Annotated in this window: 14 protein-coding genes; 2 read left to right on the forward strand and 12 right to left on the reverse strand. The window is 27.0% G+C overall.

Features of this window, described 5'->3' with window-relative positions; genetic code table 11:
• Window positions 1-66: 66 nt before the first annotated feature.
• From tuf to aroK, 9 genes are all read right to left on the reverse strand, one after another.
• On the reverse strand, window positions 67-1251 hold the full coding sequence (gene tuf / locus Bfest607_RS02850) for an elongation factor Tu (protein ID WP_500838230.1): 1185 nt from the start codon (window positions 1249-1251) through the stop codon (window positions 67-69).
• A gap of 128 nt (window positions 1252-1379) precedes the next feature.
• On the reverse strand, window positions 1380-3524 hold the full coding sequence (gene fusA / locus Bfest607_RS02855; RefSeq protein ID WP_500838231.1) for an elongation factor G: 2145 nt from the start codon (window positions 3522-3524) through the stop codon (window positions 1380-1382).
• Between the two features lie 154 nt (window positions 3525-3678).
• Window positions 3679-4149 carry a 30S ribosomal protein S7 gene (gene rpsG / locus Bfest607_RS02860; RefSeq protein ID WP_500838232.1) on the reverse strand — a complete coding sequence of 157 codons (471 nt, stop codon included), beginning with the start codon at window positions 4147-4149 and terminating at the stop codon, window positions 3679-3681.
• Window positions 4150-4293: 144 nt separating this feature from the next.
• Window positions 4294-4665 carry a 30S ribosomal protein S12 gene (rpsL, locus tag Bfest607_RS02865; protein WP_500838233.1) on the reverse strand — a complete coding sequence of 124 codons (372 nt, stop codon included), beginning with the start codon at window positions 4663-4665 and terminating at the stop codon, window positions 4294-4296.
• Between the two features lie 1357 nt (window positions 4666-6022).
• Window positions 6023-6607, reverse strand: coding sequence for an anthranilate synthase component II (locus Bfest607_RS02870; RefSeq protein ID WP_500838234.1), 585 nt, complete (start codon window positions 6605-6607; stop codon window positions 6023-6025).
• Window positions 6608-6802: 195 nt separating this feature from the next.
• A complete protein-coding gene (trpS, locus tag Bfest607_RS02875) occupies window positions 6803-7801 on the reverse strand; it encodes a tryptophan--tRNA ligase (RefSeq protein ID WP_500838235.1) in 999 nt (332 codons plus the stop codon).
• Window positions 7802-8042: 241 nt separating this feature from the next.
• On the reverse strand, window positions 8043-8732 hold the full coding sequence (rpe, locus tag Bfest607_RS02880; RefSeq protein ID WP_500838236.1) for a ribulose-phosphate 3-epimerase: 690 nt from the start codon (window positions 8730-8732) through the stop codon (window positions 8043-8045).
• A 169-nt stretch (window positions 8733-8901) separates the two neighbouring features.
• Window positions 8902-9999, reverse strand: coding sequence for a 3-dehydroquinate synthase (gene aroB / locus Bfest607_RS02885; RefSeq protein WP_500838237.1), 1098 nt, complete (start codon window positions 9997-9999; stop codon window positions 8902-8904).
• Window positions 10000-10065: 66 nt separating this feature from the next.
• The gene (gene aroK, locus Bfest607_RS02890; RefSeq protein ID WP_500838238.1) at window positions 10066-10620 is read right to left on the reverse strand and encodes a shikimate kinase AroK; all 555 of its coding nucleotides are present in this window, start codon (window positions 10618-10620) and stop codon (window positions 10066-10068) included.
• 684 nt (window positions 10621-11304) lie between these two features.
• On the opposite strand from aroK, the gene Bfest607_RS02895 reads away from it, so the two are divergent.
• Complete coding sequence (locus Bfest607_RS02895; RefSeq protein ID WP_500838239.1) at window positions 11305-11901, forward strand: NfuA family Fe-S biogenesis protein; 597 nt, start codon at window positions 11305-11307, stop codon at window positions 11899-11901.
• Between the two features lie 109 nt (window positions 11902-12010).
• Here Bfest607_RS02895 and asd read toward each other — a convergent pair whose 3' ends face one another.
• Window positions 12011-13126, reverse strand: a complete 1116-nt coding sequence (gene asd, locus Bfest607_RS02900) for an aspartate-semialdehyde dehydrogenase (RefSeq protein ID WP_500838240.1) — start codon at window positions 13124-13126, stop codon at window positions 12011-12013.
• 224 nt (window positions 13127-13350) lie between these two features.
• On the opposite strand from asd, the gene Bfest607_RS02905 reads away from it, so the two are divergent.
• Window positions 13351-13944 (forward strand): YhgN family NAAT transporter, encoded by a 594-nt coding sequence (locus tag Bfest607_RS02905; protein WP_500838241.1) that lies wholly within the window; start codon window positions 13351-13353, stop codon window positions 13942-13944.
• Between the two features lie 387 nt (window positions 13945-14331).
• Here the strand turns inward: Bfest607_RS02905 and Bfest607_RS02910 are convergent, their stop codons facing one another.
• Both Bfest607_RS02910 and corA read right to left on the reverse strand, forming a co-directional pair.
• Window positions 14332-15138: a Cof-type HAD-IIB family hydrolase gene (locus Bfest607_RS02910; protein ID WP_500838242.1), complete on the reverse strand. Its 807-nt coding sequence runs from the start codon at window positions 15136-15138 to the stop codon at window positions 14332-14334.
• A 208-nt stretch (window positions 15139-15346) separates the two neighbouring features.
• Window positions 15347-16285, reverse strand: coding sequence for a magnesium/cobalt transporter CorA (gene corA / locus Bfest607_RS02915; RefSeq protein WP_500838598.1), 939 nt, complete (start codon window positions 16283-16285; stop codon window positions 15347-15349).
• Window positions 16286-16324 lie beyond the last annotated feature (39 nt).

Here is a 16324-nt window from a genome sequence, read left to right on the forward strand (position 1 = left end):
TAAAAAATACATTTATATTATATAATCACACTACTCTAAGAATTTTAATTTAACTAAATTATCTTATCATCCTATCACTTTAGATACTATTCCTGCTCCCACAGTACGACCTCCTTCTCTAATTGCAAAACGCAAACCATCGTCCATCGCTATAGGAGAAATTAAATGTACAGTCATTTTCACATTATCTCCAGGCATAACCATTTCTATTTCCTTTGGCAACTCAATAGTTCCAGTTACATCAGTGGTACGAAAATAAAACTGAGGTCTATATCCTTTAAAAAAAGGAGTATGTCTTCCTCCTTCATCTTTATTAAGAATATATACTTCTGATTCAAAATTAGAATGAGGCTTAATACAACCCGGCTTAGATAATACTTGACCTCTTTCTACTTCATCTCTTTTAGTTCCACGTAACAGAACTCCAACATTCTCTCCTGCTCTACCTTCGTCTAACAATTTTCTAAACATTTCTATTCCAGTACATGTAGTTTTAATAGTTTCTTTTATTCCTACTATTTCTACTTCTTCTCCAACTCGAATAATTCCACTTTCAACACGACCAGTAACAACTGTTCCTCTGCCAGAAATAGAAAATACATCCTCTATTGGCAATAAAAACGGTTTATCTATTAATCTTTGAGGCTCAGGAATATAATTATCAAGAGCATTAGATAAATCTAATATCTTACTGGCCCATATCTCCTCACCTTCTAGTGCTTTTAAAGCAGATCCTTGAATAATTGGCGCACTATCTCCAGGAAAATCATATCTTGATAGCAATTCTCTAACTTCCATTTCAACTAATTCTAATAATTCTTCATCATCTACCATATCGCATTTGTTTAAAAATACTACAATATGAGGAACTCCTACCTGACGTGCTAATAATATATGTTCACGAGTTTGAGGCATAGGTCCATCAGTAGCAGCCACAACTAAAATCGCTCCATCCATTTGTGCTGCTCCAGTAATCATATTTTTTACATAATCTGCATGACCAGGACAATCAACATGAGCATAATGTCGAAAAGCAGTATCATATTCAACATGAGATGTATTAATAGTAATACCTCGAGCTTTTTCTTCAGGAGCATTATCTATTTGATCAAAAGCTCTAGCACATCCTCCATATTTTTTAGACAAAACAGTCGTTATAGCGGCAGTTAAAGTAGTTTTGCCATGATCAACATGACCAATAGTACCTACATTTATATGAGGCCTAATACGTTGAAATTTTTCTTTAGACACCTCTACGCTCCTTAATCTTTATTTATTTTAACACTTATTTAACAAAAAATATTATGCTTATACACAACACAATAAACTAATTTATCATAATTAAAATAGACATACTATATAATAATACTTTAATTTCATTATCTAATTCTACGAGCATCTATAATTGATTGCGCTATATTATGAGGTACCTCATTATACTTTAAAAATTCCATAGAATGCGAGGCTCGTCCCTGCGTCTTAGAACGTAATGAAGTGGCATAACCAAACATTTCAGACAAAGGCACTTGAGCACAAACAATTCTTCCATTTCCAACAACAGTAACACCACCACTTTCTAAATTCATTATGACACCTCTACGACGATTTAAATCAGAAATAACATCACCCATATATTCTTCTGGAGTTTCAATATTCACCTGCATAATAGGCTCTAATAAAACAGGATGTGCTTTCATAAAACCCTCCTTAAAAGCCATAGACCCCGCTATTTTAAAAGCTATTTCTGAAGAATCAACCTCATGATAAGAACCATCAAATACAGTTACACAGACCCCTACAATAGGATAACCTGCTAAAACTCCATTACTTATTTGCTCTTGAACTCCCTTATCTATAGCAGGAATAAACTCTTTAGGAATAGCCCCACCCACAATTTCACTAACAAACTTATAGGGCACACTTACCTCTTTTTCTACATCTAAGTCAATAATAGGCTCAATACGTAACCATACGTGACCAAATTGACCTCTTCCACCTGATTGACGAATAAATTTACCTTCTTGTTTTATTGAAGAACGAATTGTTTCTCTATAAGCAACTTGAGGCCTTCCTACATTAGCTTCTATATTAAATTCTCTTTTCATTCGTTCTACTAAAATTTCTAAATGCAATTCACCCATACCTGCAATAATAGTTTGCCCTGAATCCTGATCTATCCATACTCTAAAAGATGGATCTTCCTGAGACAAACGATTCAAAGCTACCCCCATCTTTTCTTGATCTAATTTAGTTTTAGCTTCAACCATTACAGAAATAACAGGTTCTGGAAACTCCATACGTTCTAAAATAATAGGATTCATTGGATCACATAATGTATCCCCAGTAGACACATCTTTTAACCCAATAGCTGCTGCAATATCTCCTGAATACACCGATTTAATTTCTTCTCTCTTATTTGCATGCATTTGCACAATTCTTCCAAATCTTTCTCGTTTTCCTTTAACAGAATTAAAAATATTATCTCCAGAATTTACTACTCCAGAATACACACGAAAAAAAGTTAAATTACCTACAAACGGATCATTAGCTACTTTAAACGCTAATGCTGAAAAAGGTTCATCATCTCTAGAATAACGTTTTACTGTAGTGAATCCGTCATCTAAAACTCCTGTAACTGATACAATATCAATAGGAGACGGCAAATACTCTACCACAGCATCTAAAATAGCCTGAACACCTTTATTTTTAAACGAAGAACCACAAGTTACTAAAAGAACTTCATTTTTTAATACTCTCTTACGCAATGCTTTTCTTATCTCATCTTCAGTAAATATATCACCATTAGATAAATACTTATCTAATAATTCTTCCGACTCTTCAACAGCAGATTCTACTAAATTTTTACGCCACAAATTTGACAATTCAACCAAATTCTCTGGTACATCCTCATAAAAAAAATTCATTCCCTGATCATGATCATTCCATTTAATCGATTTCATTTTTATTAAATCAATAATTCCAGTAAATTTATCTTCTGAACCTAAAGCTAACTGTATAGGAACAGGATTAGCACATAATTTAGTTTTTAATTCCTCTACTACACGTAAATAATCAGCACCTATACGATCCATTTTATTTATAAACGCTATTCTAGGCACCTTATATTTATTCGCTTGACGCCATACAGTTTCTGATTGTGGTTGTACTCCTCCAACAGCACAATATACCATTACTACTCCATCTAAAACACGCATTGATCGTTCCACTTCAATAGTAAAATCAACATGTCCAGGAGTATCGATTATATTTATCCGATGTAATGGAAATTGATTTTCCATACCAGACCAAAAACATGTAGTAGCAGCAGATGTTATAGTAATACCACGTTCCTGTTCTTGTTCCATCCAATCCATAGTAGCAGACCCTGTATGTACTTCTCCAATCTTATGATTTACTCCAGTATAAAATAAAATTCTTTCAGTAGTAGTAGTTTTACCTGCATCTATATGAGCACTAATACCAATATTACGATAATATACAATTGGAGTTATTCGACTGTTCATTATATCCCTCAAATACATCTAAAATTATAAACCATACTAACAGAAACAAATATTATTAACACATTAAATGAAAATCATCTATACTCAAAATAAATATATATAAACTACTTGCATATATTTAATGCACTCATATACATAATTTTCTATAAACAATTTACCATCTATAATGAGCAAATGCTCTATTAGATTCTGCTATACGATGAACTTCTTCACGCTTTTTCACCGAATTTCCTCTGCCTTCTGAAGCATCTAACAATTCATTCGCTAAACGAATTTCCATAGACCTATCTTGTCTTTTTCGAGCAGATTCAATAATCCACCTCATGGCTAAAGTATTTCTACGAATCATTCTAACTTCTACTGGAACTTGATATGTCGATCCTCCTACTCGCCTAGATTTTACTTCTACCACAGGACGAACATTATCTAAAGCTATTTCAAATAGCTCTATACAATCCTTTCCGGATTTACTCTTCAAAATATCTAACGCAGAATATACTATAAACTCTGCTACAGATTTCTTCCCATTATACATTAATATATTAATAAACTTTGCCAAAAGATTTGATTGAAACTTTGAGTCAGGAATAATCATACGCTTTTTAGTAACACGACGACGAGACATATACCTACCATCCCTTTCATATATCAACTAAATACAACATAAAACTGCACTGTTCAATTAATTATAAACCTTAATGAATACGAGATCTTCTCCCTTATTCAGAAAACAAAAAATCAACATAACACAACCTATAAACTTCTATTGCTATTTCGGTTTCTTAGTACCATATTTAGATCTTCCTTTTTTTCTATCTTTCACTCCAGAACAATCTAAAGCCCCACGTACAACATGATACCTTACTCCTGGTAAATCTTTAACTCTTCCTCCCCTAATCAAAATAGAAGCATGTTCTTGTAAATTATGACCTTCTCCACCAATATAACAAGTCACTTCCAATCCATTAGTCAAACGAACTCTGCACACCTTTCTAAGAGCTGAATTTGGCTTTTTTGGAGTTGTAGTATATACACGAATACATACTCCTCTTCTTTGAGGACATCCACCTAAAGCAGGAACATTACTTTTTGACATTCTAACAGAACGGGAATTACGAACAAGCTGATTTATAGTAACCATCTTCTTATTATCTTATTTTACATCCTAATTGTTTATATCTACATCATTACTATTAGTTTTCATAATGAAATACATATCAACAACATTTAAAAATGTACTTCACAATGCTAACTTGACTTAATTTAGTACTAGCTAACAGTAAAGTCAAGAAAAATTAATACAAAACTCCTACTTACACATAAGTAGCTTAAATACCACTAATATTATGATAATCACCATTATCATAATATTCAACCATGAAACTTATCAACATCATTGACATCATTATTATTTATTCAAAAATTTCATGCTTATTTTATCATCTAACACAAACATTAATAAACTACCACCAATCAATAATTATATACTGCACTCAATCTAATTTAATTAAATTAAAATATAAATATATTCAAATCAACAAATAATACCAGTTAAAGCAATAGAAATAATTGACACAAACAAAATAAATTTAATAAACAACGGTTTCATTATCTTTCCTATTCATAATAATTATTAAAAATCAAAATTCTATTAAAATAATTAAAATATGCTTTATATGTAACAATATTTTTTCATTCTAATACATCTATCGCTATTCTGATAATTTAAAATTAATACACACTCTTATATAACATATATATATATAAAATATAACTAATATTACTCTAGTTTATGTAAAATGCATCATGTTAATTAATATATTTCTATTCTTCAAAAATATTACTAAAATATCAACATACTATTACAAATAGTAACACATACTCATATATGTTAAATATCATAATTTATTTATTTATATATATAAATAAATAAACACACTATGCTTTTAAATATCTCTAATTACTTAAAATAAGTAATACATAAAATACTATGCAAAATTCAATTTTTGAATAAAAATATATCATATTATATAACTCAATAATTTTTAATATGCATTCATCTTACACTATATTATATTTATTACACAATAAATATAATTCATACACAACACAAAACCTTTATTTGATTGTATATATAAACATATCTATATCTATTATTCATTGCAACAAAACAATTTTTTTACTTCCATATGCTTACAAATCTATTGACATATAAATAATTGTATCGAAATTATATCTAATAAAATATAAATTTATAAAATAAAATACTATAATGTTAATACTACTTAATATCCACACAAATGCATACTTAATATGCACAATATATAAAAGAATTAAATTTTGATTATTTATATTATAAAATCACTGCACTGCTCATCATAAAATAAAAACCATTACTTACACCACATCTTGCATAACGAAAATATCTTCACTTATATCTTCTTTAGAAGAAGATATAAAAAATACCATAATTACTATAATGTTTATTATTTATTATTTCAATAATGCATAAAATTAAACAACATTTGATATCCTTGCTCAGTTAATACACTTTCAGGATGAAATTGCACTCCTTCTACAAATAAACTACGATGACGAATTCCCATAATTTCTTGATCTTTGCTAGCACTGCATACACTCCACGCTGTTACTTCCAAACACATAGGAATACTATTTATATCTATTAATAAAGAATGATATCTAACCACACATAAAGATTGCATTAATCCAGAAAATACTCCCTTGTTATTATGAAAAATAACAGAAGATTTTCCATGCATTATTAATTGAGCACACTTCAATTTAGCTCCAAAAAATTGAGCGATAACTTGATGTCCCAAACATATTCCAAAAATTGGAATTTTATTACAAAAATAACTAATTGCTTTCAGAGAAATACCTGCATTTCCTGGAGTTCCTGGACCAGGAGAAATTACTAATCGATCTGGAGTTAAATGATCTAAATCTGATAAATTAATGGAATCATGTCTTTTTACTTCCACGATTCCCCCCATTTCTCTAAAATACTGGTATAAATTCCAAGTAAAAGAATCATAATTATCTATTATCAAAATTTTATTCATACAATTGTACTATACATAATACATTTAAATCAAAACATCATACTTTCAATTATTTCTATACATACTAATTGCAATATTTATATTTTTAAAAATCACAAAAACTAAAATAATCTATTAAACTAATTTACATTTATTAATCAATTATTAAATTAATAATTTATCAATCGTTTTTATAAAAATATATTTTATATATTTTTATAAACCTATTGATTGATACACTTTTTTTAAGATGAAATTAGCTTTAAGACGTGCTTTTTGTGCACCAGTATATAATATACGATTTAATCTATTTTCATCAGAACGTTCATGACAATAACGTTTTTGTATTTGATTAAGAACCAAAAATAGTGATTGTATTAAATTACTCTTTAATTGGAAATACGTTTTCCCCTTAAAAACAGATTCTAGATGACTTACAGATTTTCCACTAATCCCAGAAAAAATAGTTAATAAATTAGAAATTCCCGGTTTATTGATAGGATCATAATAAATTGCTGGAGGTTGATCAGAATCCGTAATCGCAGATTTAATCTTTTTAGAAACAAGATCACAATTATCTAATAAAGAAATATAATTATTAACATTTTGATCTGATTTAGACATTTTTTTAGAAGGGTTTAATAATGACATAATACGAGATCCAAAATCTGGCACTAACACCTTCGGTATAGTAAAAATCTTTCCAAATTTTTTATTAAACCTTCGAGCAATACTACAAACTAATTCTAAATGTTGCTTTTGATCATCCCCAACAGGAACAAAATTAGTTTGATATAATAAAATATCAGCAGCCATCAGTATTGGATAAGATAATAATCCCACATTAATACTATCTTTTTTACACCTTGATTTTTCCTTAAACTGAATCATTCGATTCAATTCTCCATAGTACGTATAACAATTCAATATCCAATTTAATTGACTATGCTCAGGAACATGAGATTGTACAAATATTGTGCTAACATTAGGATCTATACCACACGCTAAATATAAAGCTAATGTATCTAAAGATCTTTCTCGTAAAGAAGTAATGCTGATGCTTGATGTAGTTGTAATTGAATGTAAATCAACTATACAATACATACATTCATAATACCGCTGCATTTTCACCCAATGACGGATAGTACCAATATAATTACCTATAGTCAACTTTCCTGACGGCTGTGTACCACTAAATACAATTAACTTAGCCATAATTATAGTATATATCTTTTAACTTTAATATATGAAATCTTATATATATGTTGATACACATTAAATCTATCCTATTCCACAATTTTACATTAATTAAAAACCTTGTCTAAACCAATAAACATATACTTCACTTAAAATGATCAAATAAAATAAATAATTTTTTAAATAAATTACTCAGTTTGTAACAATGATATTTAAAAAAATTTTTATATAATATTTCACAATATATATACAACAAAAACTATTTTGGTAACATTAATCGAAACATATGAATAACATCATGATAATTTGGAGAATTAAAAATTGCTGAACCTATAATAAAAACATTTGCTCCAGCTTGATAAACTAAATTAAAGTTTTGTAAATTAATTCCCCCATCTACGGCCAAATTTATACTACTATTTACTTTATCTATTAATTTTCGAGCATTATATATTTTATTTAAAGTTCCAGGTAAAAACGTTTGTCCTCCAAACCCTGGATTAACTGACATTAATATTATTAAATCAATTTTATTAATCACATATTTTAAACAATCAAGAGTTGTTCTAGGATTTAATACTAATCCTACATTACATCCATTCTCTTTGATTAATTGTATTGATTGATCTATATGTTCTGTTGACTCTGGATGAAAACTAATACAAGTTGCACCAGCATTAACACAATCTAGTATTAAATTATCTATTGGTTTCGCCATTAAATGCACATTAATAGGAATAGTAATACCATAATTACGTAATGATTTTAACACCATAGGACCAATACTTAAATTAGGAACATAATGATTATCCATAATATCAAAATGCAAAATATCTGCTCCAGCAGATATTAAACTTGATACTTCCTCTCCTAATTTTGAAAAATCAGCAGACAATATAGAAGGCTCTATTAAAAACTGAGTTACTATTTTTTTTTTACAATTATTCATATCCATTTAATATTACGTTTATTTTTGAATTAATAAATTATTATGATATTTCCTACATGCATATCAATTAATATATATTATAAAACTTACTTCTAAATTTTAATATTCGATATAAATAATTAACATAACAATAATAAAAATCTGAAAATATTATTAACAAGCTTTATATTCATTTAATTAAATTATTCTTTATAGAGTTTAATACTAAATTTTTTCCAATATCCATGAAAACCCTTGCACTACCTATCGCTGTAGGCAATACTAAATTAATTTTTCCTGATCTTGATTTTTTATCGCGTATCATATACTCAACATAATCCTCTGCTTTCATCTCTTTAGGACCACATACAGGAAGATGAGCTCGTTTTAATAACAATTTAACTCGTATAGCATCCCTAACATTTACAAATTTTTTAAAATGTAACGCAGTATTAATTGCCATCATTATTCCTGCTGATACTGCTTCTCCATGAGACCACGTGCTATATTTTAAATAAGACTCTATTGCGTGACCATAAGTATGTCCGAGATTTAATAGATTCCTCTTCCCTACTTTTGTTTCACGTTCATCTAGTGATACTATAGATGCTTTTAACTTACAACAACGATAAACACAATACATTAAAGATACAGGATTAAACTTCAATAAATCATTTAAATTATTTTCTAACCAATTAAAAAAATTAGAGTCAAAAGCAACAGCATACTTAATTACTTCTGCTAATCCAGAAGAAAACTCTTTTGTATGCAAAGTAAATAAACAATCCAAATCAATAACTACTAAAACAGGCTGATGAAAAGCTCCAATCATATTTTTACCAAGTATATGATTAATTCCTGTTTTTCCACCAATAGATGCATCTACTTGAGCTAATAAAGTTGTGGGAATTTGAATAAAACGTATTCCCCTTTGATATATTGCTGCAGCAAATCCAGCAACATCTCCAACTACACCTCCTCCTAATGCAATCAATACCGTGTCTCGATCACAATTATTATTTAATAATTTTGTAAAAATTTGATCTAAAGTAAACAAAGATTTGTTTTGTTCACCTATTGGTAAAACCAACTGATCAGTTATAATGCCAATTGAATTTAATGTACTACATATTTCATCCAAATATAAAGAGGCAACTTGAACATCCGTAATAAATACTGCTATATCTCCCTTTTTCAAAACCCTAAAAAAATTAGTATTTTTTAAAATACCATGAGCTATAAAAACGGAATAACTTCTTTCTCCTAATTTAATAATAATTTCTTTCATAATAAATAAACTATTTAAATTTTACTAAATAAAATACACCAATATTTTCATCAAAAATATCCTTTTTTAAATAGTATTCTTTTTTTTACATAACAAAAGAATCTTATTCACTACAAATCTAACATTTTGTTCATCAGTAGATACAATTATATTTGCGATTTCTTCATACAATGGATTTCGTTCTTTAGCTAAAGATTCCAATATCTCTCTAATATTTTTATCATTGGACACACCATTACTAGATAATTGCAACAATGGTCTTCTTTTATCACGCTTAGTTCTTATTAATTGTTTATCGATAGTTGTTTTTAAATATATTACTAACCCTCTAGTAGAAAGATTATTTCTAGTTACACTGGATATAATCGATCCTCCCCCAGTCGCTAAAACAATCCCATTTTTCTTGGTTAATTCATTAATTATCTTTTCTTCACGATCACGAAATCCAGATTCACCTTCTACATCAAACACCCAGCTAATATTTGCTCCTGTGCGCATTTCAATTTCTTGATCAGAATCAAAAAATAATAAATCTAATTGTTTAGCTAACTGACGACCCACCGTACTTTTACCAGCTCCCATAGGGCCAACTAAAAAAATATTTTGTTTTTCTACTAACATAATATGATTTCTATATATAAAGTATATTGATATGAATATTATTCATTCCAGCCTTAATATATTTTTATAACCTATATTAAAAATAACTTTTATATCAAAAACAAAAAATCAACTTAATATATATTGATATAACAAATAATACCATATCTTTTTTTTAAAGATATCAACTAATCAAATCACTTAAAGATATTTAAGCCATATTGTATTATAAATTGTTTATAAATTACAATTATAAAACTTACCCTTTATATCTAATATAACTACTCTAATTATCTAGCAGTTAAAAAACACATATAATATTATGTAATATATCTCAATAATATTGAAGATATATTTAATCAATATATATATGCATTATATATCTATTGATTTACTCAATTAACTGACCATTTATTCATTTTATGAAATATATTACATAATTTGTAAAAACAATAATACTAATTTGAATATTTATTGAATTAATTTTTATATAATTTTAAAAATAAAAATAATTTCACTCATTACTAATATAAAATATATAATATTTTCAATTTTTATTATTATCAGTATATTAGATATATATTTTATACACACATATATATATTTTTCTTAAATAAAATTCAATTTTTTAAAAAATATATATGATATCAATTTAAAATTTAGTAAAATTTATGTATGTAATTATTTAATAAATGAGATATAAAAATGTTATATATTACTGACTCTGCCCAAAAACATCTTGTTGATCTTTTAAGTAAACAAAATAAAAATACTCAAATACGTCTTTCTGCAAAAAACCCAGGAACATTATATGCGCAATGTAATCTTAGCTATTATATTCCAACACAATCATCTCATTCTGATAATGACTTAACAATTAAATTTGACCAATTTGATGTATATATAGAAAAAAAAATAATATCTTTCATTCAAAATACTAAAATAGATGTTATTTCTGATAACCTAGGAATTCAAATTACTATTCAATCTCCTAATCTAAAAAAATCAACTAACAATTCTAATAAGATAAATAATGACGATTCACTAGAAAATAAAATAAAACACGTATTAAAATATCAAATTAATCCACAGTTAGCAATGCACGGAGGAAGCATATCTTTAATAAAAATTACAGAAGATTTATTAGCAGTTCTTCAATTTCATGGAGGATGTAACGGATGTGCCATGGCCTTTTATACCATTAAAGAAAGTATAGAAACTACCTTAAAAAAACTTTTCCCAGAATTAAAAGGAGTAATTGATTCTACCTCACACCAAAGAGGAAAACATTCCTATTATTAAAACATAGATACTTAAACACTGCACTTTTATAAATCAAATGTAATATTATATACATAATATCTACTTTAAAAACTAAGACAATTATATATTATATATTAATAATATATAATTATAATAACCAACTTAATATTCTGCGTATAGGTTCTGCTGCCCCCCAAAGCAATTGATCTCCTACAGTAAAAGCAGAAATAAACTTATTACCTATATTCATTTGACGTAACCTGCCAATCGCAATCCTTAAAGTACCTGATACTGATAAAGGAGTTAATTTATCAATAGATAAATTAAATTGATTCGGAACAACATCAACCCAAACGTTATGAGATCCTATCAAGTTTTCTATTTCTGTTAAACATAATTTCCTTTTTAATTTAATGACTAAAGATTGACTATGACAACGCAATGAACACACACGTACACATAAACTGTCTATTGGAATTAATTCAGACGTATTTAAAATTTTATTAGTTTCTAACTGTCCTTTCCACTCTTCTTGTGATTGTCCTCCACATTGGATATATTTCTCTCCGATCCATGGCAATACATTTCCAATTAACGGTTTCTTAAAACAATCCGTCGTAATAGCATCAGTTTTACTAAATTCAGTAATACGACGTTCAATTTCTAAAATAGTCACTGATGAATTATTTAATACATCTGAAATTATATTATGCACTTGTCCTATTTGTACTAACAATTCTTTTATAGCTTGAGCTCCATAACCAGAAGCTGCCTGATAAGTAGAAACAGAGATCCATTCAACTAAATTTTGTTCAAATAAACCACCTAATGCCATTAACATTAAACTTACAGTACAATTACCTCCAACAAATGTTTTAATTCCATCGTTTATACTTCTTTCTATTACTAATTTATTTACAGGATCAAGAACAATTACAGCATCCTGATGCATTCTTAAATGGGAAGCTGTATCAATCCAATATCCAATCCACCCTCTTTTTCTTAATTTTGGATATATACACTTAGTATATGTGCTTCCTTGACACGTAATAATCACATCTAATGATTCTAAATATTCTATATCCCAGGCGTCTTGTAAAATTAAATTTTGTTGATTTTGAATTACTTCAGGCGCTTTTTCTCCTATTTGAGATGTAGAAAAAAAAATTGCATAAAAACGATTAAAATCATATTCTTCCTTCATGCGATTCATTAAAACTGAACCTACCATACCTCTCCACCCAATAAGACCAACCTTTTTCATTATTATTATCTCTTAAATTCTATTAAATATTTGATAAAACATAATTTACATATATCGTGATAATTAAAAACTAAATTTTGTTGAAAATAATAAACATATCTATGATATATATACAATATCTAATTACCAAAATTTTATATAACTATATATTAATATAATTAGTAATTTATCTTACATAAGAAAGAAAGTACATAAAATAAAAAATAACTTTTAGGAAAATAATAATGAATGAAATGATATCTGCTACAATTCTATTATTTTTAATAATGGATCCCATCGGAAATTTACCAATTTTTATGTCCATACTTAAAGATTTGTCACCAAAAAGACGTCAAATCATAGTAATCAGAGAAATGATAATTGCTTTATTACTAATGTTAGGATTTTTATTTGTTGGAGAACATATATTAACCTTTCTTAATTTACATACAGAAACTGTATCAATTTCAGGAGGAATCGTTTTATTTTTAATCGCTATAAAGATGATTTTTCCTGAACAAGAAGGAAATAATTCTGGATTTTCTAATGAAGAAGAACCTTTTTTAGTTCCACTTGCTATTCCATTAGTCGCAGGGCCATCAGTTTTAGCAACATTATTATTATTATCTCATCAATATCCTCACCATACTAATTTATTAATTATTGCATTAATTATTGCTTGGGGATTATCTATGCTAATTTTAATGTTATCCAATTTACTCTCTAAATTGTTAGGTAATAAAGGTATTAATGCACTAGAACGATTGATGGGATTATTACTAATTATGATCTCTACTCAAATGCTTCTGGATGGTATACGCAACTATCTTTATCCATAAATACTATATAGTAAGTATTATCACTATACACACAAACAATTAACCGAGCTTCTAAAAACACAACAACTTATAACAAAAAGTCGGTTAATTGTTAACTCTATATTTCAAATTATACAAAATTTATATTATAAATAATTTCTAATTTTCTATAACGAAGAATATAATAAGCCAATTAATTGTGTTCTTGCTTTGTATGCTCTATACTAAGATTAAATATACTACTATTAATATAATTTATCAAAAAAAATAATACATCTTCCTTTGAAGATATCATAAAAATAAAAACTATAAATTTTCTTTAAAATTAATTCTATATATACACAACAAAAAAAAGAACCCAATAATCATTTATTTTGCTATTTAATAATTTTTTATTTATTAAAATACTTAGTGAAAATACATATATTTTAAATAATAAGGTACTGATTCATTTGCATTACTTCCAATAATCTCAAGAAATGGTAAGGAATCTTTTAAAATCTTAGAGGCATTATACATTATACAACCTTTTCCAGTTATTGATAACATTTCCTGATCATTCATTCCATCTCCAAATGATATGCAATCTTTCAGTTGATATCCCAAAAAATTTACTACTTTCTTTAACGCAGATCCTTTCGATACTCCACCAGGCATTACTTCTAAACATGTCGGAAACGAAAAACTAACATTTACTCGATCATTCCAACGTTTAATTATTTTTTTTTTCAACAAAAGCAACTTTTGATGATTTTCACTAGTAAAATATATTTTATTAACATCATGTAAGGACAAGATTTTTTTTTCATATATTTCATAATATGAAACAAAATTTTTAAAAAAAAACATATGATTACATAAATATCTACTAATCACCCATTCATTGTCACATTTAAAAAAATTAGTAATTATTTTTGAATCATACTGCGCTATTTTCAATAAATCATATACAACTTCTAAATCTAAAACATGAGAAACAATTAACTTACTGTCAGCGTTATAAATACTTGATCCATTCGAAGTAATAACATAATCATAAATATTTAAATAATCACGTATTGCTGAAACATTAATATAATGTCTTCCAGTAGCCAAAATAAAATGAATTTTAAAAGTAGTAACCAATAAATTTAAAATTTTTTTAGTGAAATACGTTAATTGATTACTTGGTGTTAATAAAGTACCATCCAAATCTGATACAATAATACAAAACATATACAATCTCTATCTAATAATTAACAAATTTAATTACAATACTATTAAAAAAAGCAAACAATACATATATAACACTACTTAAAAGCAATATCAATTATATATCTCATATATATATGATTTAAATAAATTTAAATCTATTTTTATACTTGTTTATATCAAATATGTTATAACTAAAGACTATAGCAAAACATACAGTTATATAATAAAATTATAACCAATTTTTATATTTAAAATATAAATATGGAACTAATCCAGTTAAAATCATTAAAATAATCGCGCTAGGATATCCAAATGACCATTTTAATTCTGGCATAAACTCAAAATTCATCCCATAACTAGATGCTATCAAGGTAGGTGGTAAAAAAACAATTGAAAATATTTTTATAATACGATTTTGCTCAATATTAATTAATCCCATTACTGATTGAGTCAAAAAACTGACTTTTTGAAAAATACATTCATTATATGGTAATAACAAAGTTATATCACGCAAAATTTCATTAACATATTGTTTTTGAGTAATAGGAAGTTTCGATTGTCTGGACAAAAATTTCATTGCTCTTTCAGTATCTAATAAATTTATACGAATTTTCCAGCTCATACTTTCTAATTCAGCTAAATTAGAAAGTATGCTATCATATTCGTCAATTTGCTGACCTCCCATAATCACAAAACTTAATGCTTCTAAAGTAGAATAAATATGCTCTATTTTATCTGTTAAATCATCAAGTTTTAATGAAAACAAACTTAATAGCAATTCATATGCATTCCCATCAATTAATAAACGATGATGTAAAGATTGTTGGTACATACAAAATACTGGAAATCTTGATGTACGTAATGTATATAAACAATCATTATATATAACAAAAGATACAATTGTATTATTTATTTGATCATGATCGTATGAAAAAAAGAAAGATTGAATATACATCCAACATGAATCATTAAAAAAACGTTTATTTTTTATATTATTAAATTCAAAAAAATTTAACTTATATCGTTCTAATATATGTTGTATATAATGATTTTCATTATCACTTGATTGAACTATATCCACCCAAATAACATTATTAACTGAATTAAATACATCTTTTTCATCAATACGACATAAACGATTATTTTTCAATTGAAATACCTTAAGCATATTCATACTATCACTTCTTCATTATTACTAATATATATT

It is taken from the genome of Candidatus Blochmannia festinatus (nom. nud.) (assembly GCF_059936355.1).